Source organism: Brachybacterium fresconis (genome assembly GCF_017876515.1).
Taxonomy (GTDB): domain Bacteria; phylum Actinomycetota; class Actinomycetes; order Actinomycetales; family Dermabacteraceae; genus Brachybacterium; species Brachybacterium fresconis.
In genome coordinates this window covers 2259295-2283694 of the sequence record NZ_JAGIOC010000001.1, presented here as the reverse complement: position 1 = coordinate 2283694, position 24400 = coordinate 2259295, and the positions used below count along the sequence as shown (strand labels likewise).

20 protein-coding genes and 1 other RNA gene are annotated in these 24400 nt (G+C 70.8%); 8 read left to right on the top strand and 13 right to left on the bottom strand.

The features are described 5' to 3' along the window. Nucleotides 1-11 precede the first annotated feature (11 nt). Entirely contained in the window at nucleotides 12-2027 is a 2016-nt protein-coding gene (locus JOF44_RS10280) for an ABC transporter ATP-binding protein (RefSeq protein WP_209895899.1), read from the top strand. A gap of 193 nt (nucleotides 2028-2220) precedes the next feature. Further along, nucleotides 2221-3366 (top strand): FAD-dependent oxidoreductase, encoded by a 1146-nt coding sequence (locus JOF44_RS10275; RefSeq protein ID WP_209890595.1) that lies wholly within the window; start codon nucleotides 2221-2223, stop codon nucleotides 3364-3366. A 130-nt stretch (nucleotides 3367-3496) separates the two neighbouring features. On the opposite strand, the gene JOF44_RS10270 is transcribed toward JOF44_RS10275, so the two are convergent. The 6 genes from JOF44_RS10270 to JOF44_RS10245 form a co-directional block, all read right to left on the bottom strand. Then, on the bottom strand, nucleotides 3497-4399 hold the full coding sequence (locus JOF44_RS10270) for a helix-turn-helix domain-containing protein (protein WP_209890592.1): 903 nt from the start codon (nucleotides 4397-4399) through the stop codon (nucleotides 3497-3499). A gap of 7 nt (nucleotides 4400-4406) precedes the next feature. Further along, a complete protein-coding gene (locus JOF44_RS10265; RefSeq protein ID WP_245348916.1) occupies nucleotides 4407-5186 on the bottom strand; it encodes a phytanoyl-CoA dioxygenase family protein in 780 nt (259 codons plus the stop codon). Between the two features lie 131 nt (nucleotides 5187-5317). After that, on the bottom strand, nucleotides 5318-5887 hold the full coding sequence (locus JOF44_RS10260) for a dihydrofolate reductase family protein (RefSeq protein WP_209890589.1): 570 nt from the start codon (nucleotides 5885-5887) through the stop codon (nucleotides 5318-5320). 518 nt (nucleotides 5888-6405) lie between these two features. After that, on the bottom strand, nucleotides 6406-7293 hold the full coding sequence (gene sigJ / locus JOF44_RS10255; RefSeq protein WP_209890586.1) for an RNA polymerase sigma factor SigJ: 888 nt from the start codon (nucleotides 7291-7293) through the stop codon (nucleotides 6406-6408). A gap of 13 nt (nucleotides 7294-7306) precedes the next feature. Beyond that, on the bottom strand, nucleotides 7307-7909 hold the full coding sequence (locus tag JOF44_RS10250; RefSeq protein WP_209890583.1) for a carboxymuconolactone decarboxylase family protein: 603 nt from the start codon (nucleotides 7907-7909) through the stop codon (nucleotides 7307-7309). 151 nt (nucleotides 7910-8060) lie between these two features. Then, nucleotides 8061-8657: a DUF4188 domain-containing protein gene (locus tag JOF44_RS10245; RefSeq protein WP_209890580.1), complete on the bottom strand. Its 597-nt coding sequence runs from the start codon at nucleotides 8655-8657 to the stop codon at nucleotides 8061-8063. 125 nt (nucleotides 8658-8782) lie between these two features. Between JOF44_RS10245 and JOF44_RS10240 the strand changes: the two genes are divergently transcribed. Next, nucleotides 8783-9460 (top strand): MerR family transcriptional regulator, encoded by a 678-nt coding sequence (locus tag JOF44_RS10240; RefSeq protein WP_209890577.1) that lies wholly within the window; start codon nucleotides 8783-8785, stop codon nucleotides 9458-9460. Between the two features lie 130 nt (nucleotides 9461-9590). On the opposite strand, the gene JOF44_RS10235 is transcribed toward JOF44_RS10240, so the two are convergent. From JOF44_RS10235 to JOF44_RS10225, 3 genes are read right to left on the bottom strand one after another with little or no spacing between them, the layout of a single operon-like run. Further along, entirely contained in the window at nucleotides 9591-10346 is a 756-nt protein-coding gene (locus JOF44_RS10235; RefSeq protein WP_209890574.1) for an ABC transporter permease, read from the bottom strand. Then, nucleotides 10343-11179, bottom strand: a complete 837-nt coding sequence (locus JOF44_RS10230; protein WP_342591749.1) for an ABC transporter ATP-binding protein — start codon at nucleotides 11177-11179, stop codon at nucleotides 10343-10345. Before JOF44_RS10230 ends, JOF44_RS10235 begins: the two co-directional genes overlap by 4 nt. Further along, entirely contained in the window at nucleotides 11176-11757 is a 582-nt protein-coding gene (locus tag JOF44_RS10225; protein ID WP_342591748.1) for a TetR/AcrR family transcriptional regulator, read from the bottom strand. Before JOF44_RS10225 ends, JOF44_RS10230 begins: the two co-directional genes overlap by 4 nt. A 77-nt stretch (nucleotides 11758-11834) precedes the next feature. Here JOF44_RS10225 and JOF44_RS10220 point away from each other — a divergent pair, with 77 nt between their 5' ends. Further along, nucleotides 11835-12233: a hypothetical protein gene (locus JOF44_RS10220; protein ID WP_209890571.1), complete on the top strand. Its 399-nt coding sequence runs from the start codon at nucleotides 11835-11837 to the stop codon at nucleotides 12231-12233. 166 nt (nucleotides 12234-12399) lie between these two features. Here the strand turns inward: JOF44_RS10220 and JOF44_RS10215 are convergent, their stop codons facing one another. Then, nucleotides 12400-12816: a DUF779 domain-containing protein gene (locus JOF44_RS10215; RefSeq protein ID WP_209895891.1), complete on the bottom strand. Its 417-nt coding sequence runs from the start codon at nucleotides 12814-12816 to the stop codon at nucleotides 12400-12402. A gap of 502 nt (nucleotides 12817-13318) precedes the next feature. Next, nucleotides 13319-14842, bottom strand: a complete 1524-nt coding sequence (gene adh / locus JOF44_RS10210; protein WP_209890568.1) for an aldehyde dehydrogenase — start codon at nucleotides 14840-14842, stop codon at nucleotides 13319-13321. Nucleotides 14843-14998: 156 nt separating this feature from the next. On the opposite strand from adh, the gene JOF44_RS10205 reads away from it, so the two are divergent. Continuing rightward, on the top strand, nucleotides 14999-16003 hold the full coding sequence (locus tag JOF44_RS10205) for an aldo/keto reductase family protein (protein ID WP_209890565.1): 1005 nt from the start codon (nucleotides 14999-15001) through the stop codon (nucleotides 16001-16003). Between the two features lie 345 nt (nucleotides 16004-16348). On the opposite strand, the gene JOF44_RS10200 is transcribed toward JOF44_RS10205, so the two are convergent. After that, a complete protein-coding gene (locus JOF44_RS10200) occupies nucleotides 16349-17920 on the bottom strand; it encodes an alanine/glycine:cation symporter family protein (RefSeq protein ID WP_209890562.1) in 1572 nt (523 codons plus the stop codon). Nucleotides 17921-18274: 354 nt separating this feature from the next. Here JOF44_RS10200 and ffs point away from each other — a divergent pair. From ffs to JOF44_RS10185, 3 genes are all read left to right on the top strand, one after another. After that, nucleotides 18275-18371: signal recognition particle sRNA small type (gene ffs / locus JOF44_RS10195), an RNA gene on the top strand. Nucleotides 18372-18453: 82 nt separating this feature from the next. Next, nucleotides 18454-19557: a CPBP family glutamic-type intramembrane protease gene (locus JOF44_RS10190; protein WP_342591747.1), complete on the top strand. Its 1104-nt coding sequence runs from the start codon at nucleotides 18454-18456 to the stop codon at nucleotides 19555-19557. 36 nt (nucleotides 19558-19593) lie between these two features. Further along, nucleotides 19594-20973 carry a TIGR01777 family oxidoreductase gene (locus JOF44_RS10185; protein ID WP_209890559.1) on the top strand — a complete coding sequence of 460 codons (1380 nt, stop codon included), beginning with the start codon at nucleotides 19594-19596 and terminating at the stop codon, nucleotides 20971-20973. 100 nt (nucleotides 20974-21073) lie between these two features. On the opposite strand, the gene JOF44_RS10180 is transcribed toward JOF44_RS10185, so the two are convergent. Further along, nucleotides 21074-24328 carry an endo-alpha-N-acetylgalactosaminidase family protein gene (locus JOF44_RS10180; protein WP_209890556.1) on the bottom strand — a complete coding sequence of 1085 codons (3255 nt, stop codon included), beginning with the start codon at nucleotides 24326-24328 and terminating at the stop codon, nucleotides 21074-21076. Nucleotides 24329-24400 lie beyond the last annotated feature (72 nt).

Below are 24400 nucleotides of genomic sequence, written 5' to 3'. Positions count from 1 at the left end.
AGATCCTTCAGATGCAGGACTCCATGAGCGGAGAGTGGGGCGAATCCGCGCCCCGCAAGGCGAAGGCCTTCTGGCCCTCCGCGACCCGCCTGGCCGGCACCTTCGCCGACCACAAGATGGGACTGGCCGTGGTGCTGGTCTTCGGGATCGTCTCCACGGCGCTGACGGTGTGGGCACCCTCGATCCTCGGCGATGCGATGGACGTCATCTACGACGGGGTCCGCTCCGGCGCCGGCGTCGACTTCCCGGCACTGGGCCGCCTGCTGCTGGCGGTGCTGGGCATGTACGTGATCGCCTCGCTGTTCGACTGGCTGCAGGGCCGGCTGCTGAACGACGTGGTCATGCGCATCGTGTACGTGCTGCGCGAGAAGATCGAGGCCAAGGTCAACCGCCTGCCGCTGAGCTACTTCGACACCCGCCAGCGCGGGGACCTGCTCTCGCGCACCACCAACGACGTCGACAACGTCCAGACCGCCCTCCAGCAGGCCTTCGCCTCGCTGGTCTACGCGGTGCTGACCATCGTCGGCATCACCGCGATGATGTTCTGGCTGTCCTGGCAGCTGGCGGTGATCGCCCTGATCGCGCTGCCGATCTCCGCGGTGGTCATCGGCATCGTCGGCGCGAAGTCGCAGAAGCTGTTCACCGCCCAGTGGCGCAACACGGGCCGGCTGAACGGCCACGTCGAGGAATCCTTCACCGGGCACGATCTGGTCACCGTCTTCGACCGCCAGGACGCGATGCGCGAGACCTTCGATGAGCGCAACGAGGAGCTGTTCGAGGCCTCCTTCAAGGCGCAGTTCTACTCCGGCATGATCATGCCGATCATGCAGTGGGTGACCTACCTCGGCTACGTCGGCATCGCCGTGGTCGGCGGCCTGCGGATCGCCGGCGGCCAGATGAGTCTCGGCCAGGTCGTCGCCTTCATCCAGTACTCCCGCGAGTTCAACGCACCGCTGGGCGAGGTGGCCGGGATGGCGAACATGCTGATCTCCGGCGTGGCGTCGGCCGAGCGGATCTTCGAGCTGCTGGACGCCGAGGAGCAGGAGGCCGACGGGGAGATCACCGTGGCCTCGTCCGGGCCCGACGGGGAGGCCGCGGAGCGCCGCATCGAGCGCGCCGAGCTCACCGGACCCACCCGCGGTCACATCGAGTTCGACCATGTCGCCTTCTCCTACAGCCCGGACAAACCGCTGATCACCGATCTCTCGCTCGTCGCGGAACCCGGGCAGACGGTCGCGATCGTCGGGCCCACCGGGGCCGGCAAGACCACCCTGGTCAACCTGATCATGCGCTTCTACGAGATCGACGCCGGCGAGATCCGCCTGGATGGTGTGGACATCCGTGCGCTGGACCGCGGCGCGGTGCGCAGCCAGATCGGCATGGTGCTGCAGGATGCGGTGCTGTTCGGCGGGACCATCGTCGAGAACATCCGCTACGGCCGGCTCGAGGCGAGCGACGACGAGGTGATCGCCGCCGCCAGGGCCACCTTCGTGGACCGTTTCGTGCGCACCCTGCCTGATGGCTACGACACCGTGATCGAGGACGAGGGCGCGAACATCTCCGCCGGCGAGCGCCAGCTGATCACCATCGCCCGCGCCTTCCTCGCCGACCCGGCGCTGCTGATCCTCGACGAGGCCACCTCCTCCGTGGACACCCGCACCGAGGTCCTCGTCCAGGAGGCCATGGCCGCGCTGCGCACCGACCGCACCAGCTTCGTCATCGCCCATCGCCTGTCCACCATCCGCGACGCCGACGTGATCCTGGTGATGGAGCACGGTGACATCGTCGAGCAGGGCGACCATGATGCCCTGTTGGACGCCGAGGGCGCCTACCACCGCCTGTACTGGTCGCAGTTCGCCTCCGGCGTCGACCCCGACGAGGAGGAGGCCGTGCTCGAGGGGTCGGTCGCCGTCACCGGGGAGGTGGCCGCGGTGACCGGGGAGATGGCGGCCGTGACGGGGGAGACGGCTGCGGTGGCCGGCGAGCCGACGGCCGTGGAGAGAGGAACGCCTCCGACCGGAGGCTGACGGACCAGACCTGCCTCTGCCGCCCGCGCCGCCGGGTCGAGCTCTGCGTCGTCGGTGCCACAGGGCGCGGTGGCACCTGGAACGTAGATCTCGGCGAGGGTGCCGGGTGATGGGGCGGCTCTGTTGCCTGACAGGGCTGCGTTCGGGGGATACCAGGGATGCGCCGCCGGCACCTGCCGCGTAGCGTCGGGCCATGGACATCACCATCGTCGGCGGCGGCATCGCCGGCCTCGCCGTGGCCCACGAACTCGCCCCCGACCACGACGTCACCGTGCTCGAGTCGTCCCCGGGCCCGCGCGGCGGCGGCTACATGATCGACTTCTTCGGCCCCGGCTTCGTCGCCGCGGAACGGATGGGCGTGATCGACGAGCTGCGGTCCCGGGGCCACGTGTTCGACGGCGTCCGCTACGGCCTGCCCGATGGCAGTCAGAGCGGGACGATCGATGCCGCGCCGCTGGTGGAGGCCGCCGGTGGGCGCTACTTCTCGATCCTGCGCCCCGAGGTCGAGCTCGGCCTGCTCGCGCAGCTGCCGTCGACCGTGGATCTCCGCTACGACGTGCGCGTCGTGGGAACGCGCGACATCAGTCCCGAGCGGGCCGCAGTCTCGACCGCCGACGGCGACGTCCTCGAGTCCGACCTGGTGATCGCCTGCGACGGCGTGAGGTCCCCGATCCGCGAGCACGTCGCCCCCGGTCATGGAGAGATCCTGCCGATGGGGTATCGCGCGGCGAGCTATCTCTTCGAGGATCCGCAGCTGGCAAGCGAGCTGGGGGAGCGGTTGCTCATGACCGACACGATCCAGCGTGTGGGCTGGTTGTATGCGGCCGACGCGGCACGGGTCGGGGTGATGCTCTCCGAACGCGTGGACCGCACCGACACGGACAGGCCCGTTCCGGATCCGATGCGATTGCAGCGGGAGTTCGCGGGTCTTCACCCGCAGATCGACCAGGCGCTCACCCATGCTCCGGATTCCTTCTACGACGACCTCGTCGCCCAGAGCTATGCGCCCCGCTGGAGCCGGGGCCGTGTGGTGCTGGCCGGGGATGCCGCCCACGCCCCGTCGCTGCTCGCCGGGCAGGGCACCTCCCTGGCGATCGCCGGCGCCGAGGCGCTGGCCAGGGGCCTGCGGGCCGCGGGTCCGCACGTCGAGGTGGGCCTTGCCGAGTACGAGCGCAGCTGGCGGCCGACGGCGGAGAAGGTGCGTCGCTCGGGCCGACTCAGCGCCTCCGCCTTCATCCCCGCCACGACGTTCCAGCTGCGGCTCCAGCAGCTGGGGCGCCGCGCGATCGGTCTGCCCGGTGTGAGCCACCTGGTCACCCGCCAGTTCATCGCGGCCTGAGGCGGGGCACCGACGCGCTCTGCTCCTCGGCGCGGGGCCGACGTGCGGTATTCCCCGGCGCAGGGCCGACGGGCCCGATGTTCACCGTCGCAGGGCCGACCTCACCAGCGGAGGGCCGACGCGCCCGTGCTCACAGATGCAGCGTGCCTCCGTGGCGACGAAAGGCGCCGGGTGGCTGGCCGTAGTGGCGCCGGAATGCGGTGATGAACGCCCGCGCTTCGGGGTAGCCGCAGGCCCGGGCCACCTGCGCTATCGGCTCGTCGGACTCCAGCAGCAGCTGCACACCGCGTTCCAGCCGGAGCCGTCGCAGCGTCTCCATCAGGGAGGATCCCGTCTCTCGGGAGAACAGCCGTGCCGCGTGACGGGACGAGAGGTGCCCGTTCGCGGCGACGTCGCGCACGTGGATCGTGCGGGTGAGGTTGTCGGACAGGTAGCGCTCCATGGCAGAGACCGCCGAGGTGGTGCGTGCCGTCGGATCGAGCGTGACCGTCAGATCATCGGCGGTGGCGAAGGCGCGCGCGGTCTCGATGACGAGGGCGGCGCCGAGCGCCCTGACCTGCCCGGAGACCCCGGAACGGGGTGTGGCGGCCTCCGCGGCGAGGGCGCAGATCAGCATCGGCAGGGAGCCGAGCGCGGGGGAGACCAGCGGACGGTCGACGCGGACCAGGCCGTTCCACCAGCCGGGCAGGGAGGAGGGCATCGCGTCGGTCGGCTGCAGGGTGAAGCCCCAGAACGCGATCCCGAGTCCCTCAGCGGGGTCGGCGATGATCTCGTGCACCTCGCCCGGGCGCGCGATGAACACGTCACCGGTCTGCACCCGATGCTCCGCCTCCTCGACGGTGAAGGTGCCCGACCCGGAGTAGGCCAGGCACACCTCGTAGAACGAGTGCGTGTGGGGGTGATTGCGCCAGATGGACGGCTCGTAGAAGCCCCAGCTGAGGTAATCGACCGTGAACTCGTCGACCTCGCCGGTCACGAGCAGACCGGCGAGGTCGACGAAGGCGGTCGCTCCGGCGACCTGGTCGAGGCTCACCCCAGCATCATGCCTGGCCTGCACGCCCGGTGGGGTCGCTGCCGGCGAGGATGAGGCCCTGGCCGAGGGAGTGGTCGTGCTGGTCGGTCAGCGGCGGATCGGCCGGGTCGCGGAACTGGACCAACCAGGTGGTGCGGGCCTCGTCGCTGACGTTGATGCCGGAGCTGTGCACCGTGAAGTAGGTGAAGAACAGGACGTCCCCCGCCTCGGCCTCCATCGGGACGAGCCGGTCGGTGGGGAAGTCGGGCAGGTGGAAGCTGCCCTGCGGATCGTGCTCGCGTGGTCCTTCCCTGTGGCTTCCCGGGGCGACGCGCACGCAGCCTTTGGCGTCCGGGGCGTCATCGAAGTGGAAGATCGCCGCAGCCACCTTGTGGTTCGTGTGCGGGAAGAAGGGGTAGTCCTGGTGGGGAGGGAACGGGGAGCCGTTCTCCGGCGGCTTGATGAACATCTTGGTGTGGTGCAGCTGCACGTTCGGGGTGCGCAGAACGGCCGCGGCGACCGACGTGAAGCGCGGGTCGGTGAGCAACCGGGTGTACGCGGCGTCGTAGAACTGGGCGTCGTGCAGATGCTGCAGGCTGGTCTTCTGTCCCATGGCGACGTCGGACGCGGCGTCCCAGGTGGGGTCGTCGCCACGATTCAGGGCGGCGATCAGCTCGTGGCTGCGAGTGCGGTACTCGGCCGCTTCCTCCTTGCTGAGCAGGCCTTTGACCAGGACGTAACCCTGCTCGTCGTAGGTATCGGCCAGGGCGTCGAGGTTCGCGGGGGCGGTGGAGAGAGTGGTCATCATCGACTCTTCCTGTGGGGGTGGAGCGTTCAACGGGGTGTGCTCCTCGAGCCTATGAAGGGTGCGTCGAGCCGACCAGGCCACACCCGGACGCGGATGTTCGCAGGACGGACATCCGCGGCACAGTCGAGTACTCAGCCTCGGGGCACGTAGTGCGTGATCGAGACCCCAGAATCGTAGTCCTGTGCGCTGACCCGATCGAATCTCACCGGGTCGTAGTCGCTCGGCGCGAACAGCGGGATGCCGCTGCCGAACAGCAGCGGCTGGCGCTTGAGCACGAGCCGGTCGATCTCCCCGCGCAGCTGAGCGGCGAGGTTCGCGCCGCCGCACAGCCAGATGTCGCCCCCGTCGTGACGTTTCATCTCCCGCACCACCTCGACGGGGTCCGCATCGGTGACGGTGAGGTTCTCCTCGGGCTCGAGGTCGCGATGGGTGAACACGACTTGCTCCAGGTGACGGTAGGGACTGGGCATGTCCGGCAGGCCCATGGAGTGGGTTCTCGCCCCCATCACCACGGAGCTGAAGCGGCCGCCGCTCTGGTCGATGCCGAGCCGGGCGGCGATGTCGGTGGGGATCGCGTCGGGGAAATCCTCGGTGATGCCGGCCATGTGATCGCCGTCGACGAGGAAGGTCTCGAATTGGTCCTGAGGACCGGAGATGTAGCCGTCCAGGCTCACGGCCACGTAGTACACCAGGTCACGCATGGTCTCTCCTTTATCCGTCCGAGTGTGGCGGGCCTCGGGCGGCCGACGGGACCGCCCTGACCCACTATGCGGGGGACGGACGCTCCAGCGCGACCGGTGGCGGCCACCAGCACGATCGCTGCCGCCTGTTCTCGGGGCCGGTCGAGATGACCCTGACCGTCCGTGTCTGGGGACTGATCCTGTCCACCGGGTGCTGGCTGGGCATCGTGCTGACCCTCGGACTGATCCGCCCGTGGGCAGAGGTGTTCCCCCGCTGGGTGCCCCTCGTGGCGGGACGTCCGGTGCCGGTCGCGGTCGCGGCGGTGCCCGGCGGGACGGCCGCCGCCCTGCTGTGCTTCGCGGCGGTGCCCGTGCTGCACAGCGCCGCGCTGCTGGGCCCGACCACCTTCGTATCCTTCGCGATCGCCTTCCCGTGCTGGTTCTGGGGGCCTGCGCTCGCGCTCGCGGTCTGGGGGTACGTCGGCCACCGCCGCGCGCACGGCGCGGATCGGCCGGATGCGAGGGGCGCCGAGCTCTTCTCAGACCCGCACGGCGCGGAGCTTTCCGGGATTGCGGATCATGTCGATCCGGGTCACCATCGTCTCGGCGCCTGCTGTCTCGCCCTCGACCCAGACCACGCAGTCCACCCGCGGACCGTCGTGTCCGACCAGCGCCGGTCGTCCGTTGATGTCGGCGACCTGCCACGACAGGATCACGATCTCGGGCTTGGCCAGCACCCCGGCGGCGAAACGCAGCACGTTGTCCGTGCCGCGGACGGGTCGGCGGGCAGCCTTGGCGTGCCCGCCGCCGTCCGTGGTCAGGACGACATCGGGGGACAGCACCGAGATCATGTCCTCGAGCGCCGCCGTGCCGCGCACCGCCTCGAGGAATGCCTCGGTCAGGGCGCGATGGGTGCTCTCGTCGACCGGATGACGCGGGGTGCGCTCGCGGACGTGCGCACGGGCGCGACGGACCAGCTGCCGCACGGCGGCCTCGGAGCGCTCGAGGGTCTCGGCGATCTCGGCGTACGGGGCGGCGAACACCTCGTGGAGCACGAAGGCCGCGCGTTCGAGCGGGGAGAGCGATTCGAGCACGACCAGCAGGGCCAAGGACACGTCATCGGCGATCTCCGCGGCACGCCCCGGATCCGCGTCGGCATCCGTCGAGACCGGCTCGGGCAGCCACGGGCCGACGTACTCCTCCCGCAGTCGGCTGCGCGTGCGCACCGTGTTCAGCGCCGTGCGGGTGACGGCCGTGAGCAGGAAGGCGCGGGGCTCGCGCACGGACGCCAGGTCCACGTCCTGCCAGCGCAACCACGTCTCCTGGACGGCGTCCTCGCTGTCCTGGACCGTGCCCAGCACCCGGTACGCGGCCCCGAGGAGGGCCCTGCGGTGGGATTCGAATGCTGCCTCGTGGGTCGTGGTCATGGGGCTCCCGTGGTCAGTGCGCCGTGCTCGAGGGTACCTCGCAGTCGTCCGCGAACCCCTGGCTGGTCAGGCCCAGTCCCGCGTTGGTGCGCGAGCGGTAGTTCTCCAACGAGACCAGCGCGGCCAGCTCGACCACCTGGCCGTCGCTGAGATCCGCGCGGAGCGCGGCCACCATCTCGTCGGTCACGGCCGACGGGGTCGCCGTGGCGGCCACCGCGTACTCCAGCACAGCCCGCTCCAGCGGGGAGTAGACCGAGCTGGTGCGCCATGCGCCGATGTCGCGGAGCTTGCGGGGATCCACCCCTCGGTGGTGGTACTCCCAGTACCCGAAGTCCATGCACCAGGAGCAGCCGATCTCGCGTGCCGGGGCCATCACGGCCAGCGCGTGGAGCGTGGGTGGGAGCTTCTTCCAGAACGAGGCGGTGGCCTCGAGGGCCAGCATCGATGCGAGCGCCGGGCGGTGATGGAACGAGGCCTCCAGCGGATCCAGGACCTTCCCGTACACGCGACGGACCACCCAGCGCGCGACCTTCTCGAACCGTCCGTCGCGGCCCAGGGGCACCCGCGGCGCCGGGCGCGAGGGGCTCAGGCTGTGCAATGGCGTGATGGCGGACATGACATCCCCTTCTCTCCGCGGACCCGTCGGAAGAGCCCGTCAGGAGGAGGACACCGGTCGGCGCTCGCCTGTGACATCGGCGCCGCGACGGGCCCGTCGCGATCACGGCGGCGCTATCACGGCGGCGCTGAGTTCCCTGCGCGGGGGAGCGTCAGCCGCGCGCGCCGGCCGACGCCGACTGCTCGCCGGGCAGGCGGGTGTCCAGCCGCTGGCGCGCTGCTTTTCCGCGGGCGGTCAGCGGCACGGTGCCGACGGCCTTCGCCAGGCCCACCGCCGCCCCGTTGCCGTAGAGCGTCTCGATGCCGGAGGAGGGGACGTCGTAGGTCTCGTGCCAGATCCCGACCGCGCCCGGGTGCTGCCGAGCGAGCCGGTTGAACCTCTGCCAGGCGGGCAGATGCGCCTTCTCGCCCATCCGGGCGTAGGCGTACAGGTGCTCGACGCTCTTCCAGTACTGCACGACCCAGGGTCCGGTGCCGCCGAACATCGAGTGCGCCTCGAGGAAGCCGAGGTCCTCGCCCTCGCCGCGCTCGTGCGCCGCCTTGGCCCGGTAGAGCTCGGCGAGCATGCGCGGCATCGCGGCGAAGACGGGCCCCCACAGGTCGGGACGGAGCGGCCGGTGGACCGTCATGCCGATGTGGAAGACGACGATGCCGTCGACCGGAGCGTGGGTGAGGCTGGGTGGGCGGATCTTCGCGGGCCGCGTCCCGCCGGGATGCGGGGGCGGTGCGGGGTGCGGGTCGGGATCCATGACTGGCCCTCCATGTCTAGAAAGTGATACTTTCTAAGGGTGTGCTCGCGGAGGTCCGCTGTCAAGGGATATCCGGAGGGCCGAGGACGAGGGCGAGAAGGTTCCGCACGGCGGGAGAGGGCGGCATGAGGATCTCGGAGCTGTCGGCGACGACCGACGTGCCGATCGGCACCATCAAGTACTACCTGCGCGAAGGTCTGCTGCCCGCGGGGCATCGCAGCTCGCGCACCACCGCCGACTACGACGACGATCATGTGGAGCGTCTGCGCCTGATCCGTGCTCTGGTGCGGACCGGCGGGCTGGGCATCGCCGCCGTCCGCCGGGTGCTCGCGGTGATCGATGACCCCGATCCGCAGCGGCTCGACGTGCTCTCCACGGCGCAGGACGCCCTGACCGGCGGGAAGGGCGCCGAGGAGGCGGGCGGTGCGGAGACGAGTCGGGCGCCCGAGGCGCGGCCCGTCGGCCCCGTGCACGCCTGGGTCGCCGCACGCGGCTGGCCGACGGGGCCGGGAGACCCGGTCCTCGAGCAGCTGGAGAAGGCGTGGGCCGCGTGCGAGGCGGCTGGGATCCACGTCGACGACGCGATGATGGCGGATTACGCCGATGCGATCGAGCAGGTGGCCCGGGTGGACGTCGCGGCCGTGCCCCAGGGGGCAGACGACGCGGTGCGCCGCGTCGTCATCGGCACGATCATGATGGAGCCGGTGCTGTCCGCGCTGCGCCTGCTCGCCCAGCGGCACGTGTCCGTGCGGCAGGCCGGGAAGGCTGCAGGCGTCGCTCCGTGCTCTGCCAGCCATCGGTGAAGCACCACGATCCGCCGTTCGGCACGCCGGACGCGCTCGCGGTTTCTCGGCATGGTGTCGAGCCCGTCGGTTCATGGCGGTGGGCGGACTCCGCAGCATCATGGTGCCTCGCTGTCCTCCAGGAGACGTCTCAGAGCCGGAGCCGCCCCCAGGAGCGCAACGTCAACGCCGCGAACAGCGCGGCAGTTGCCACGACCAGCGTCAGCTGGATCGGCGAGACGTTCAGCTCGTCCGGGACGCCGGCCGATCCCGCCCAGGCCCCGGGCGCGGCGAAGGGATACCAGGCGCCGATCTCCGACAGCATCGCGATCTGTGCGCTGACCAACAGCGCCACGGCGGTTCCGATCGGAGCCAGCAGGCCACGGGAGAGCGTCGCGGCCCATGCGCACGGAATCGCGCCGAGGCCCGTCAGGGCGGTGACGGCGACGACCCGTCCGACATGCCCCAGGTCCGCCGGGTGGGGCGTGGGCAGGCCGAGCGCGAAACCGGTCCCGAGCACTCCCACCCCGAGCAGGATCGCCACGGTGGCGATGATTGCCGCGAAGACGAGCAGCTTCGCCGTGGCGACCGCACGCGGTCCCACCGGCGCCGCGAAGAGCCCGCCGATGGTGCGGTCGATGAACTCGCGACCGAAGAACCAGGCGAGCAGTATGCCGAAACCGAGCAGGCCGCCGGCGGCTGTCACGATCGCCACCAGGGTGGAGAGATCCCGCCAGGGGTCACCGGTCGCGAAGGGTGCGAGCTGTGCAGCGATCGCCGGGTCGTCCTTGCCGGCCAGCAGACCGGCGGCCAGCGTGAGGGGTCCGAGCACCAGCGCCGCGACCACGATCCGCGGCACCAGCGCGCGACGGGTCTTGAGCACCTCGGCCCACAGCGCCGTCCTCATGACTCGCGTTCCCTCGAGCTGCCGGGGTCGACGGGAGCAGCGCCGGGGATCACGGGCGGATCCGCCCCTGGTGCGAAGGGTGCGGGCGTGCCGCCGTCGCCACCCTGGCACGTTGCGGTGTCGGCGTGCACGAGGTGAAAGAACGCGCGTTCGAGGTCCGCACCCCTCGGGTCGAGTCGTCCGATGGCACGGCCTCTGCTCACGACCGTGATGACGTCGGCCACTCGGGCGACCTCGTCGAGATGATGGCTCGAGACCAGCACCCCGGCGCCGCGAACGGCACGCTCGGTCAGGAGGCCGCGCACCAGCAGCACGCCGGCGGGGTCGAGGCTCGCGGTGGGCTCGTCGAGCACGATCAGGTCAGGGTCATGGACAACTGCTGCGGCGATCCGTGCCCGCAGCCGGTTTCCGGCCGACAGGTCTCGTGCGCGTCGGCCGCGCAGTGGGCTCAGGTCGAGGTCGGCGAGGCTGCGGTCCGTCGCCCGAACGGCCTCCGTGCGCACGAGGCCGTGCATCCGAGCTGCGAGCGTCAGATTCTCCGCGACCGTGAGTTCGGGGTAGCTCTCGACCCCGTCGACGGCCTGCCCGGCCCGACGCCAGCGGGCGGTGTCGATCTTGTCGATCGAGAGGCCGAGGACCGTCACCTCTCCACTGTCGCGGGCAGTCATACCGAGTGCGATGCGCATCAGCGTGGACTTGCCCGCACCGTTCATCCCCACGATCGCATGGACCTGGCCGGCGCGGACCTCGAGGTCCATTCCCCGCAGACCGTCCCCGGACGGATAGCGCTTGGCCACCCCGTCGAAGGCCAGCAGGACATCGCGGGAGTTCACGAGTCGTCTCCGATCAGGACCGACAGGGCGGCGCGGAGTCGCTCGTCCACACTGGCGGGAGCATCGACCCCGGCCATCCCCCGGATCGGCCGGGCGGCGTCCTCGGCCACTGCATCGAGGAGGGCCGTGTGCAGGGCGGCGAGGCACGCGACGGTCGCGACGCGCGCACTGGAGTCGGGGACACCGCCGGTCACCAGGGTCGCAACGATCGCATCGCGCGTGCCCTCGGTGGCTCGCCAGCTCGCCTGACTCAGCTCGGGTGATCGGGCGATGATCCGAACTCGGCGTGCGGTACTGGCATCGATGCTGCTGTCCTGACCCGCCCAGGCGTCGCGCAGACCGGCGGCGACACGCGCGAGCGGGGCTTCGGTCGGTGGTCGAGCGGCGACGGCTGCTGCGATCACTGGGTCGAAGGGGTCCTCGACCACGGCCGCGGCCTTCGAGCCGCAGAGACGGAAGAACGTCATCTCCGTCACCCCGGCTCGAGCCGCGATGTGTGAGACGGGCGTAGCCGCGAAGCCATCGCGCTCGAACAGATCGAGGGCGATGGCGACGAGGCGATCGCGGGTGGTACTCACCTGCTCGATGTTAGTGACTAACATCTGCAGTGCGCAATGGTGCGGCCTCCGCACCGGTCGGCCGGATGCGATGGGCGATGGCGACCGCGCTGGTGGCCTTCCTCGGCTCCGGCGGGTTGTTGACGGTCCTGGGCGTGGCCCTGATGCTGACCGCCCAGGATGTCGAGGGGCTGCTCCCGCTCACCCTGTCGCTGGTTTCCGCGGTCTGGGTGCTGATCGGGATCGCCATGCTGTGCCTGGGGTTCATACCGCGGGCCGCGGCCGCGGTCGCCTGGTGCGCTCTGGGCGTGGGCATCGCCGGTGAACTCCTGGTCAAGGCGGGACTTCCCGACCTGGTCTACCTGGCGCTGTCGCCGATCGCCCACGTGAGCCCCTACTACTCCACGGCGCACTCCTGGCTCGTCCTGGTGCTGGTCGCAGTCGTGACCACCGCGACCGGCCTGTTCGGGATCCTGCGACGGGACCTCTCACGGTGAGCATCACGACGTACCGAGCGACGACAGCAGACGGCATCCGACGTGATCCTGCCGATCATCGCGACCTCGCCCCGCGTCAGGCCGACCGAGTTCGACGCGGCCCACGCTCTGACGGGGAAGCTCCCACCGGCGCTCGCACGAAGAGCGGAACGGAAGCCGCCGGGTGTCAGGCGAGCAGGCGTGACCTGGTCAGGAACCTCTTGCCGTCGGGCGATTCGAGGCTGAAGCCGCCGCCGCGCCCGTCGACCAGATCGATCGTCAGGTGCGTGTGGCGCCAATAGGCGAACTGCTCCTGGCTCATCCAGAAGTCCAGCGGCGAGGTGGTCCCGTCCGGCAGCGGCACCTCGACGTGGCCCATCCTCACGTCGGCGTCACCGGTGATGAAGTCCCCCTCGGGGAAGCACATGGGGGAGGAGCCGTCGCAGCAGCCGCCGGACTGGTGGAACATCAGCGGGCCGTTGCGATCGACCAGGCGCTGCAGCTGGGTGACCGCGGCGGGGGTGAACGCGACGCGCGAGAAGTCCTCGCCCTCGATGGTGGGGTCCGCCTCGAGCACGTCGTCGGCCGCTGTCGGCTCCGGCAGATCCGGGGCGGGCGGCTGCCCCGGCTGCGAGGCGGGGACGCCGACAGCAGGAGAGGAGCCCGGGACCGACAGCTGCGCGTCGTACAGCCGTGCCGTCCGCGGGGGAGCCCCGGGCGGCGGCTGGTCCGGCGGCGGCTGCTCGGGCTCCGGCTCCGGTTCCGGCGGCTCGGGGAGCGGCTCGGGCGGCTGGCCCGGGATCGGGGCCGGTTCCGGGGCCGGCCCGGGCGGTCCGGTGGGCGGCGCACCCGGAGGATCGGTCGGCGGCGCCGTGGGCGGTTCGACGGGCGGCCGCCCCGGAGGGGACATGGGTGGCTCGCTGGGCGGCGGGATCGTCGCGTCGTCAGCGGTGGAGGGATCGGTCATGGTCGTTCCTTCCGTGAGCGGCCGATGGGGGAGTTCTGGGTGGGGCCGACGGGACGGGCCGCGGAGCCGGAACCCCGCGACCCGCCCGTCGGGCGAGCACCGAGCCGGAGCTGCGCCGCCCGTCCGTCGGCGGTCCCGATCAGAAGAAGCCGAGCTTCTTCTCCGAGTAGCTGACCAGCATGTTCTTCGTCTGCTGGTAGTGGTCGAGCATCATCAGGTGGTTCTCCCGCCCGAAGCCCGAGGACTTGTACCCGCCGAACGCGGCGTGCGCCGGGTAGGAGTGGTAGTTGTTCACCCACACGCGACCGGCCTGGATGGCGCGGCCGGCGCGGTAGATGGTGTTCTGCTGACGGCTCCACACGCCCGCGCCGAGACCGTAGAGGGTGTCGTTCGCGATCGAGATGGCGTCGTCATACCCGTCGAAGCGGGTCAGCGCGAGCACCGGTCCGAAGATCTCCTCCTGGAAGATCCGCATCGAGTTGTCGCCCTCGAAGATCGTCGGGGTGACGTAGTAGCCGCCGGAGAGGTCCCCGCCCAGGTCGGCTCGATCGCCGCCGGTGAGCAGCTTCGCGCCCTCCTGCTTGCCGATGTCGAGATAGGACAGGATCTTCTCGAGCTGATCGTTGCTGGCCTGGGCGCCGATCATGGTGTCCGTGTCCAGCGGATCGCCCTGCTTCGTGGCCTCCACCCGGGCGATCCCGTCGGCCACGAAGGAGTCGTAGATCGAGCCCTGCACCAGCGCCCGGGAGGGACAGGTGCACACCTCGCCCTGATTCAACGAGAACATCGCGAAGCCCTCGAGGGCCTTGTCGTAGTAGTCGTCGTTCGCGGAGGCGACGTCCTCGAAGAACAGGTTCGGGCTCTTGCCGCCCAGCTCCAGGGTCACCGGGATCAGGTTCTGCGAGGCGTACTGCATGATCAGGCGCCCGGTGGTGGTCTCGCCGGTGAAGGCGATCTTCTTGATCCGCTTGTTCGTGGCCAGCGGCTTGCCGGCCTCTGCGCCGAAACCGTTGACGATGTTCAGCACGCCGTCCGGCAGCAGGTCCCCGATGAGCTCGGCGAGCACCAGGATCGAGGCCGGGGTCTGCTCGGCGGGCTTGAGCACCACGGCGTTGCCGGCCGCCAGCGCCGGGGCGAGCTTCCAGGTGGCCATGAGGATCGGGAAGTTCCAGGGGATGATCTGCCCGACCACGCCGAGCGGCTCGTGGAAGTGATAGGCGACGGTGTCCTCGTCGATCTGCGAGAGCGAGCCCTCCTGCGCCCGGATCGCCCCGGCGAAGTAGCGGAAGTGGTCCACCACCAGCGGCATGTCCGCGTTCAGGCACTCGCGGACGGGCTTGCCGTTGTCCCAGGTCTCGGCGACGGCCAGCATCTCGAGGTTCTCCTCGATGCGGTCGGCGATCTTGTTCAGGATCACGGCTCGCTCGGCGACCGCGGTCGTCCCCCAGACGGGGGCGGCGGCATGGGCGGCGTCCAGGGCCAGCTCGATGTCCTCCGCCGTGGAGCGCGCCACCTCGGTGAAGATCTGGCCGGTCACCGGCGTGGGGTTCTCGAAGTACTCGCCCTTGACGGGGGCGACCCATCCGCCGCCGATGTAGTTCTCGTAGCGGGGCTTGAAGGAGACCTTCGCGCCCTCGGTCCCGGGTCGTGCGTAGATGCTCATGTGCTCTCCTCGGTGCTCGTCGTCGAGTCGGGAGCGCGGGCCCCGGCCATCGCTCGGATCGGGGGTCTGCCGCGCTATGACGTGGATCACCAGGATAGGCCCTCGGTCGCGGGCATGGGTGCGCGACCCCGGGGGTGCGGTCATAAGGTTCTCGGTATGGAACATCGTCACCTCGGCCGCAGCGGCCTGAAGATCAGCGAGCTCATCTACGGCAACTGGCTCACCCACGCCTCTCAGGTGGAGGACGAGCGGGCCCGCGCCTGCGTGCGCGCCGCGCTCGACGCCGGCATCTCCACCTTCGACACCGCCGACACCTATGCCAACACCGCCGCCGAGGTCGTCCTCGGCGAGGCCCTGAAGGGCGAGCGGCGCGAGTCGCTGGAGATCTTCACCAAGGTCTACTTCCCCACCGGCCCCCAGGGGCACAACGACACCGGCCTGTCCCGCAAGCACATCCGCGAGTCGATCGACGCCTCGCTGACCCGGCTGCAGACCGACTACGTGGACCTCTACCAGGCCCACCGCTACGACTATGCGACCCCGCTCGAGGAGACGATGCAGGCGTTCGCCGACGTCGTCCACTCCGGCAAGGCCCTGTACATCGGGGTCTCCGAGTGGAACGCGGACCAGATCCGCGCCGGCCACCAGCTGGCCCGCGAGCTCGGCATCCAGCTGGTCTCCAACCAGCCGCAGTACTCGATGCTGTGGCGCGTGATCGAGGAGCGCGTGGTGCCCACCTCGCGCGAGCTCGGCGTCTCCCAGGTCGTGTGGTCCCCGGTCGCCCAGGGCATCCTCACCGGCAAGTACGCGCCGGGCACCCCGGCGCCGGAGGGCTCGCGCGCCCGGGACGAGAAGGGCGGCGCCGACATGATCAAGCGCTTCCTGGACGACCCGGTGCTCGAGGCCGTCCAGGGTCTCGCCCCGATCGCCGAGGAGCTCGGGCTGTCCATGGCTCAGCTCGCCGTGGCCTGGGTGCTGTCCAACGACAACGTCGCCGGCGCGATCATCGGCGCCTCCCGCCCCGAGCAGATCACCGAGAACGTGAAGGCCGCGGGCGTCACGCTCGACGGCGACGTGAAGGCGCGCATCGACGAGGTGCTCGGCGACATCCCCGAGATCGATCCCGCCAAGACCGTCTCCCCGGCGCAGCGCCTGGCCTGACCAGCGGGCCTGCTGGACCACGGTGGGCGGGCCTGCTGGACCACGGTGAGCCTGCTGGACCACGGTGAGCCTGCTGGACCACGGTGAGCCTGCTGACTTTCGTCTCCAGGCGTGAGCTCAACGCCTGTGTGGCCGTGAGGTCACGGTGAGCGACGAAAGTCAGCAGGGCCGCCCGGCACCCCAGGCCGCCCGGCACCCCAGGTCGCCCGGCACCCGAGGCCGCCCGGCACACCACAGCACGGCGCCCGGTGTCCCGTGGAGATCTCCACGCGGCACCGGGCGCCGTGCTGTGCGGTCGGGATCCGGTCGGCCTGTCAGGAGGTCGGCCATCCGGACGTCAGAGGCTCACTTCGCAGCGCCTTCGTCCTCCAGCTCGCCGCCGGAGCGACCCTGGAGAGCACGGCCGTCGGCCCGCATCTCCCAGAACTCCGCGTTCTCGATGCCCAGCTCTCGGGGATCGAACTGCGGGTCCAGGCCCTGCTTCTTCTGCCGGCGGTAGTCCTTCAGCGCCTTCAGGGCGGGCACCTGCAGGAACAGGATGCCGATGACGTTCAACCAGGCCATCGAACCCACGCCGATGTCGCCGAGTCCCCAGGCGGCGCCGGCGGTGGTCACCGCGCCGTAGAACACCGAGATCAGCACCAGGGCCTGCAGGATGCGGAACAGCGCGCGGGCGAGCGTGCGGTTCTTCATCTTGCGGGTGAGGTAGGTCAGGTTGACCTCTGCCATGTAGTAGTACGCCACGATCGTGGTGAACACGAAGAACGCGAGCGTGATGGCGATGAACGTCGGGCCCAATCCGGGGAAGGCCGCGTCCAGGCCCTGCTGGACGTAGCCCGGACCGGGCTCGACCTGCAGGCTGAGATCCCCGATGCCGCTGCCGACGACGTCGCCCTCGCTGACGGCGTCCGCGCCCGGGTAGTCCTCGTTGGTGAAGGTGTTGAACATTCCGGTCGAGATGATGATGAACGCGGTGGCGGTGCACACCAGCAGGGTGTCGACGTAGACGGAGAACGACTGGGCGAAGCCCTGCTTGGCCGGGTGGGAGACCTCGGCGGCCGCGGCCGCGTGCGGGCCTGTGCCCTGACCGGCCTCGTTGGAGTAGATGCCACGCTGCACACCCCACTTGACGGCCGTGCCGATGATCGCGCCGAAGACCGGCTGGACGCCGAAGGCGCTGCCGAAGATCAGCGCGAACACGCGCGGGATCTCCTCGAAGTTCATGAAGAACACGATGATCGCGACGAGGATGTACGCGATCGCCATCACCGGCACCGCGATCATCGCGAAGTGCGCGATGCGCTTGACGCCGCCGATGATGATGATGCCCAGCAGGATCACCAGGCCGATGGCGGTGACCCAGGTGGGGATGCCCCAGGCGTTGTCGATCGCGGAGGCCATGCCGTTGGCCTGCACGCCCGGCAGGAAGAAGCTCATGGCCAGGATGGTGACGATCGAGAAGAGGATCCCGTAGAACAGCGACAGGCGGGGTGCCTTGTGCTTGTAGGCCTTCTCGAAGTAGAAGGCGGGGCCGCCGCGGTACTCGCCGGTGTCCGGGTCCTTCTCCTTGTAGATCTGGCCGAGGATGCACTCGATGAACGAGGTGGAGGCGCCGAGGAAGCCGGAGACCCACATCCAGAACACGGCGCCGGGGCCGCCGAAGGCGATCGCGGTGGCGACGCCGCCGATGTTGCCCATGCCGACGCGACCGGCCAGCGACATCATCAGCGACTGGAAGGAGGAGGTGCCGTCCGGGGAGATCTCGCCCTTCTTGAGCTGGTCGATCATGTCGGGGAGGTTGCGGATCTGGAGCAGGCCGGTGCGGATGGTGAAGTACAGGCCGACGACAAGAAGACCGGCGATGAGCGGGATCGACCAGATCAGGTTGTTCGCGCCCTCGATGAGATAGGCGGTCATAGGAGCTCCTGGATGGGGAAACTGAGATTCGCATCCCGGTGGTGACCGGGGCATCCGCGTCCATGAACCGCTCTGATGGCGTCCTTGCCAGCGGGCGGCTTGTGAGGGCGGTCACGGACACGTGCTGACGGCACTGTAATCGGTCAGAGAGTGTGATGCACACTCTGAAGCTCTCGTGACGAACTCGTGATGTGCCCGGGAGCCCTCGCCGGCGGCGGGCCCCCAGCACACGGTTCGCCGGATCGGACTCCGGGATCCGACGGGCCGGCCGGCCGCGGCACCGCACCGCGGCACCGTCGTCGTGATCTGCGCCCTCCCGGTTGGAACCGAGGTCCTCCCGCCTCTACACTGGGCAGCGACCCCTCGTGCGGTGTCATCTTGCTGAACTCCCCCAGGGCTTGACGGCAGCAAGGGCAGGTGAGCTCTGGCAGGTGCACGAGGGGTCGCTTCATGCCCCGGGGGTTTTCCCCACCCCGGCGCGGCGGACATCCCCGTTCCGCCCTCCGGAGGGCGTTCCTACGGTGGATGACGAGGTGGAGCAGCACTCGGCGCTCCCCGACGGATCCCAGGAGCGCTCGATGTCGCCGTCCCTCGCCCCGCACTCCTCGCCCCTCGTGCCGGACGGGCCCGATCCCGCCGCGACCCTGCACGAGGTCGACGCCCCGCCGCCCCGGCAGGCCCCGCCGCCCCGGCAGGCCCCGCCGCCCCGGCCGGCCCCGCCGCCCCGGCAGGCCTCGTCGGCCCCACAGACTTCGCCCGCCCCGCAGACCCCGCCCGCCGACGCCGTCCCGTCGCGCCCGACGATCGCCCCGGACCTGCGCCGGGTGGCGCTGTTCCTGGTCCTGGCGATCGCTGTCACCGTCGCCCTGTCGGCACCCTTCGCGCTCGGAGCGCTGCCGCCCGCGGCCGTCGGCGTCGTGGTGCCCCTCGCGCAGCTGTCCCCGCTGCTCGCCGCTCTCCTCGTGCGCCGTCGGGACGAACCCTGGTGGCGCGCGCTCTCCCTCGGCGTGCCGTCCTGGTCGCTGCTGCTGATCGCCGCTCTCGGCGCGGTCGCCGCCTTCGCCCTGGTGCCGCTCGGGCGGGTGCTCATCGGCCTCGGAGCCGGTGCCCCGCTGGCCACGGACGCTGCTCCGGTGCTCGCGCTCGCGACGACGGTGCCCCTGGTGTTCGCCCTCCAGGCCGCGTTCGCCATCGGGGAGGAAGCGGGCTGGCGGGGCTGGTTGCACCGCGAGCTCGCGCCCCTCGGATTCTGGCCGTCCGCCCTGGGCATCGGGGCGATGTGGGCGTTGTGGCACCTGCCGATCGTGCTCGCCCTCGGGCTCTCCCCGCGCGAGGCCGTCGGCTATCTGGGCACCATCGTCGCCGTCGCCCCGCTGCTGTCGGTGCTGCGCGAGATCTCCGGCACGGCCTGGGCCGCCGTCATCGGGCACGGGCTGTTCTCCAGCCTCCGCGTCGCCATCGCGCAGAATCTGCTGGGCCCCGTCGACCCGGGCATGGCCTGGGCGCTCGACGTGTCCTCCTGGGCGCTGTGGATCGCCGTGGCCTGGATGGTGCTGCGCGTCGCCGGAGGTCTCGCGCCCGGCGTCGGGACCGAAAGGGCGGCGCCGGGGCTACCCCGACGTCGCCGCGATGCGTAGCGTGGCGGGACACCATCGTCGAGGCAGGGAGCTCCCGTGAGGATCGAGACCACCCATCGCGTGCCCTTCCCGCTGGCCGACGTCCTGGCCTGGCACGATCGGCCCGGCGCGGTCGTGCGCCTGACGCCGCCGGGGCTCGGCGGTGTCGAGGACCCCGCGGCGGGCGGGCTGCGCGTCGGCCGGGTGGTCAGCGCCCGCCTCGGCCCCTCGATACTCCCGAATCCGGTGCGACCGCGCTGGGTGCTGCGCCATCGCGAGCACGAGGTCGAGGCCGACGCCGGCCGGTTCGTCGACCAGCAGATCCACGGCCCCTGGCGCGACTGGCGGCACGAGCACCACTTCGCCGCCGATGACCACGGCACCCTCGTCCGCGATGCCGTCGACCTCGAGCTGCCGCGTCGTCTCGAGAGCATCGCCGGCCCGGTTCGGTCGCAGGTGCGCCGCCTGCTCGCCTTCCGCGACCGCCAGCTGCGCGAGGACCTGCACTTCCACGTCCGCTACGCCGACACCCCGCGGCGCACCATCGCCATCACCGGCTCCTCCGGGCTGATCGGCACCCAGCTCGCCGCGCTGCTCGAGACCGGCGGGCACACGGTGCGCCGGGTGGTCCGGGAGGCGAGCGTGCGCCCCGACGAGATCGCCTGGGACCCGCAGGCGGGGGCGCTGGACCCTGCCGACCTCGAGGGCGTCGACGTCGTGGTCAACCTCGCCGGGCGCTCCATCGCCACCCGCTGGACCGATGGGGTGCGCCACGAGATCCGCTCCTCCCGCATCCACGGCACGGCGCTGATCGCCCGCACCCTGGCCGGGATGTCCGATGGCCCGACGGCGCTCGTGCAGGCCAGCGCCATCGGCTTCTACGGCCCGCGGCGCCCCGGTGAGCTGCTCACCGAGGCCGACCCGGGAGGGGAGGGGGTCCTCGCCGACCTCGTGCGGGACTGGGAGCGCGCCGCCCATGCGGCGCGCGAGGCCGGGATCCGCACCGTCTCCCTGCGCACCGGTCTGGCGCTGTCCGACGGTGGAGGGCCGCTGCAGCCCCAGCTGCCGCTGTTCCTCGCGGGCCTCGGCGGGCGGTTGACCGATCCCGAGGCCATGACCTCCTGGATCACGCTGGACGACGTGGTGCGAGCCTTCGCCCACGCCGCGCTGAACGCCGATGTGGACGGGCCGATCAACGCCGTCGGCCCCCAGCCGGTCAGCGCCCGGGAGTTCGCCCGGACCCTCGGCGCGGTGCTGCACCGTCCCGCTCTCGTGCCGGTGCCCGGATTCGGCCCGCGGCTGCTGCTCGGGTCCGACGCGGCCGACGAGCTGGTGCGCACCGACCAGAACGTCTCCGACGCCCGGCTCGAGGCGAGCGGCTACGAGGCGACCCACCGCACGCTGGAGACGGCGCTGCGCCACGTGCTGCGGCGGTAGCCCTGGCGACGCCCGGCGGCGACCCATCCGGGGATCATGAGGCGGGCCCCGCGACCGCACGCCGTCGATCGCGACGGCGGGGCCGCGGGGCGCGATCCTCTCAGTCGGCCCGGCCGAGGTCCTCGACGCGCAGGTCGTCGATCGTCAGGTTCGCCTGGCGACCGCCGCCGAGCTTCTCGATGCCGACCCATGTGGTGTCTGCGTCCGTCGAGGCGGCGAACTCGACGCTCACCCGTTCCGTCTCCCGGGCCTGCGGCAGGGGCACGCGGGTCACCTGCTCCGAGACGACGCTGTCCCCGACCGTGTCCTCGCCCACCACGATCCGGTAGGTGTCGGCGAAGGCGGTCTGATGGTCGAAGGAGACCCGGTAGCGATGCCCCGGAGTCAGGGGCAGGGACGCCTGGGTGGTGCTCAGGATCAATCCCTCGTTCTCCTCGTTGGCCATCAGCGACCACGTCCCGCGCAGCACGTTGTCGGTGAGCTTGCCGCCCTCGACGGCGTCGCCGTCCTGGTCCAGGCCGTACCAGCCGGCCTGCGAATACGGCTCGTGCCGCTCCGCGAGCTGCGTGCGGGCGTCGCCGCCGATGTTGTCGGCGCCGGTCACGAACGGCCAGTACCCGGTGTCGACGTTCTCGAAGTCCTCGAACAGGACCGTCTCGTCCGTCGGCGCGGGGTCCTGCGGCGCGGTGAAGGGCACCACGCGGACGTCGTCGACGCGCACGTCGACGTCCCCCTCGGCGGCGGAGACCGTGAAGACCACCGGGGAGCCGTCGGACGTGAAGGTCACGCGCACCCGCTGGAAGTGCCGGCCGTGCTTCGAGTCCGAGGCGGTGGCGTTGACGACGGTCGAGGCGGTGATGGTGCTCGCCACCCCGCGGCCCCGAGTCCTCTGGTGCGCGGTCGGCTCCACCCTCGCACCGGTGGCGGAGACCGTCACCTGCCGGGTGCCGGTGGGGTCGACCTCGATCCACGCCCAGGCGGACCAGGTGCCCGCCGGCAAGTGCCGGGCCGGGCGCGCAGGGTCGTGCAGGTGCTGCGCGATCGATGCCCCCGCCCCCGACGCGAACAGAGCCTGGCGGTTGCGGAAGTCGTCCGTCTCGATGGAGACATCGCCCTCCACGCGCCACGCGTCCAGCGTGCCCGAGAAGAATCCGGGGTCCGCCACCGGCGTGCCGAAGCCCCATCGGGGATCGAGCGGCTCGGGAAGCTGGTCGCCCGGGTGGAGGACATAGGCGGTGTCTGCCTCGGCATCGAGCGTGACCTGGCCGTCCTGGACGGGCACGGTCACCTCGTCGGTGCGCCCCGAATCGGTCAGTCGGTACATGACCAGCGAGCTCGGCCCGGACCAGCTGTCCGTCAGCGTCCAGGTGGAGGTGCCGCCGTCGGGGTTCCAGTGGTACAGCCTCTCGTCGCCGTCGGACCAGGGGAGCAGGTATCTCCCGTCCTCGTAGACGGTCGCGCCGTCGCTGGTGATGAGGCGGTCGGTGGGGATCTCGGTGCCGGAGACCGACTCGACCGACGAGGTCACCTCGGTGCCGTCGGCCAGAACGATCCGGCCCGGGGCGTCCTTCGTCGGGGTGGCCCAGGAGACGATCTCGGAGCGCTGCAGGAACTTGGTGGGCAGGTTCCGTTCCCAGATCGCGGCGAAGAAGGCGTTCGCGTCCTGGTGTCCGGTCCAGCCCTCGAACTCCTGGACGTTGGCGTTGCACAGCAGCGGGTCCGGGTTCCACACGTCTTTTCGGGCGTTGTCGAGGAATCGGAGCACCTGCGAGTTCAGGCCCTTGTTGCTGGTGCCGCCGTAGTTCTCGTCATTGGCCCAGTGCGACCAGATCGATTCCCGCGGCATCTTGTTCGCCCACTCGGTGGAGATCACCCAGTCCTGCTGCTGCAGCTCCTGGGACAGCCGCTGCCCCTCCCAGCCGCTGGGGTAGTACACGTCCATGTACAGGAACGACAGATTGTCCGGGACGTCGTCGCGCAGCTTCTGGAAGCGCTGCAGCACCGCGGTGGTCCCGAGGTCCTTCGGGCCGTCGATCTTGTAGGACTGGTTCATCCAGCCCCAGCCGGGCTCGATCGGGTCGCGCAGCAGGTCCTCGCTGAAGGCGTGCGCCTCGGAGTAGGCCTCGGTGGCGTTGACATGCACACCGAAGGTGGCGTTCCACGCCGAGCCCTCGGTGACCAGGGTGTCGAGATCCTTCTTCCCGCCGGCGCGCGTGTTGCAGTGTCCCGCGTAGTCCGGATGTGCGGAGTCGTGCCCCTCGGCCTGATACCCCTTGAGCATGACGGATTGGCCGAGCCCGTCGGTCGCCAGGCAGATGCGCTTGGTGTCGTCGAGGGTGCGCAGGAACGGGTGTGTGGCCTGGGAGACGATGTTGAAGGGGATGCGCTTGATCACCTGCGCGGGCACCGCTTCGGAGCCGGCGATCGGCTCGGCGACGTCGCGCGCGGCGATCGCGGCGTCCTGCCAGTCGACGACGCCGTCGCCGTTCGCGTCGCCCACCACCCGCACCCGCACGAAGGGATCCGCATCCGCCCCCAGACCGTGATCTGCGGTGGAGCCGCGCACCACGAAGGTGCCGGGGGAGACGGTGCCGTAGACGGCGCCGTCTCCCTGCGCGAGCGTGGCGACATAGCGCGAGTTGTCGGTCTGCACGCGGTCGGCCGTCGCGCCCCCGGCGGTGTTGTCCTCGACCGCGTTGGTCTCGAAGCCCGCGGCGAGCTCGGACCCGTGCAGCAGTGCGACGTGAGTGGGATCGGAGACGGCGGTGCCCGCCTCCTGGGATGCCAGGTCGTAGAAACGGTCGCCGCTCGTGGCGCGATCCACGGACAGATCGGCGGTGATCACCCGTGCGCTCACATCGGTGCCGTCGGCGGAGACCAGGTCCAGGCGCGGCACCGAGACGCGATGGACTGCACGGCCGGGATCGACGATGTTCGTCAGGCACCACGTGAACACGCCGCCTCCGACCGAGAGCACGGCGTCGAAGGTGACGCCGGGAAGATCCGGCACGGCCAGGCGGTACGTCGCGCTGGAGGCGTCCTCGGCGAGCTGCGGCTGCTCCACGTCGACGGCACGCTCGACGTCATCGATCATGACCGTGGTGTGCGCCCCGCCGAACCGACCGGCGAGCGTCGACCCGCCCACGGCGTAGTCCACGACCTGGGGAAAATCCGGGTGCAGACGGACGCGCAGCTCGCCGTCGGTGATCTCGACGGTGCCCTCGGGCGGGTCCACCAGGATCGGGTCCCCGTGCGACGGCTGCGGTGCGGCCTGTGCCGCGCCCGGTGCAAGGCTGCCCGCGACGCCGACTCCTGCGGCGACGCCGGAGGCCCGGAGGAAACTTCGACGATCCATGTGCAACTCCATCGTGTCGGTGTGCGTCGTTGAACGGCGCTGCGCCTGGTGATCCCGCGCCGTGCCGTCCGG

Excerpts from the sequence above, each read along its gene's own strand:
- JOF44_RS10275 (WP_209890595.1), top strand. The coding sequence starts at position 2,221 with ATGGACATCACCATCGTCGGCGGCGGCATCGCCGGCCTCGCCGTGGCC.
- JOF44_RS10200 (WP_209890562.1), bottom strand. The coding sequence starts at position 17,920 with ATGACCGCCTATCTCATCGAGGGCGCGAACAACCTGATCTGGTCGATC.
- JOF44_RS10240 (WP_209890577.1), top strand. The coding sequence starts at position 8,783 with ATGAGGATCTCGGAGCTGTCGGCGACGACCGACGTGCCGATCGGCACC.
- sigJ (WP_209890586.1), bottom strand. The coding sequence starts at position 7,293 with ATGACCACGACCCACGAGGCAGCATTCGAATCCCACCGCAGGGCCCTC.
- JOF44_RS10250 (WP_209890583.1), bottom strand. The coding sequence starts at position 7,909 with ATGTCCGCCATCACGCCATTGCACAGCCTGAGCCCCTCGCGCCCGGCG.
- JOF44_RS10220 (WP_209890571.1), top strand. The coding sequence starts at position 11,835 with ATGGCGACCGCGCTGGTGGCCTTCCTCGGCTCCGGCGGGTTGTTGACG.
- JOF44_RS10245 (WP_209890580.1), bottom strand. The coding sequence starts at position 8,657 with ATGGATCCCGACCCGCACCCCGCACCGCCCCCGCATCCCGGCGGGACG.
- JOF44_RS10205 (WP_209890565.1), top strand. The coding sequence starts at position 14,999 with ATGGAACATCGTCACCTCGGCCGCAGCGGCCTGAAGATCAGCGAGCTC.
- JOF44_RS10280 (WP_209895899.1), top strand. The coding sequence starts at position 12 with ATGCAGGACTCCATGAGCGGAGAGTGGGGCGAATCCGCGCCCCGCAAG.
- JOF44_RS10260 (WP_209890589.1), bottom strand. The coding sequence starts at position 5,887 with ATGCGTGACCTGGTGTACTACGTGGCCGTGAGCCTGGACGGCTACATC.
- JOF44_RS10265 (WP_245348916.1), bottom strand. The coding sequence starts at position 5,186 with ATGATGACCACTCTCTCCACCGCCCCCGCGAACCTCGACGCCCTGGCC.
- JOF44_RS10235 (WP_209890574.1), bottom strand. The coding sequence starts at position 10,346 with ATGAGGACGGCGCTGTGGGCCGAGGTGCTCAAGACCCGTCGCGCGCTG.
- adh (WP_209890568.1), bottom strand. The coding sequence starts at position 14,842 with ATGAGCATCTACGCACGACCCGGGACCGAGGGCGCGAAGGTCTCCTTC.
- JOF44_RS10180 (WP_209890556.1), bottom strand. The coding sequence starts at position 24,328 with ATGGATCGTCGAAGTTTCCTCCGGGCCTCCGGCGTCGCCGCAGGAGTC.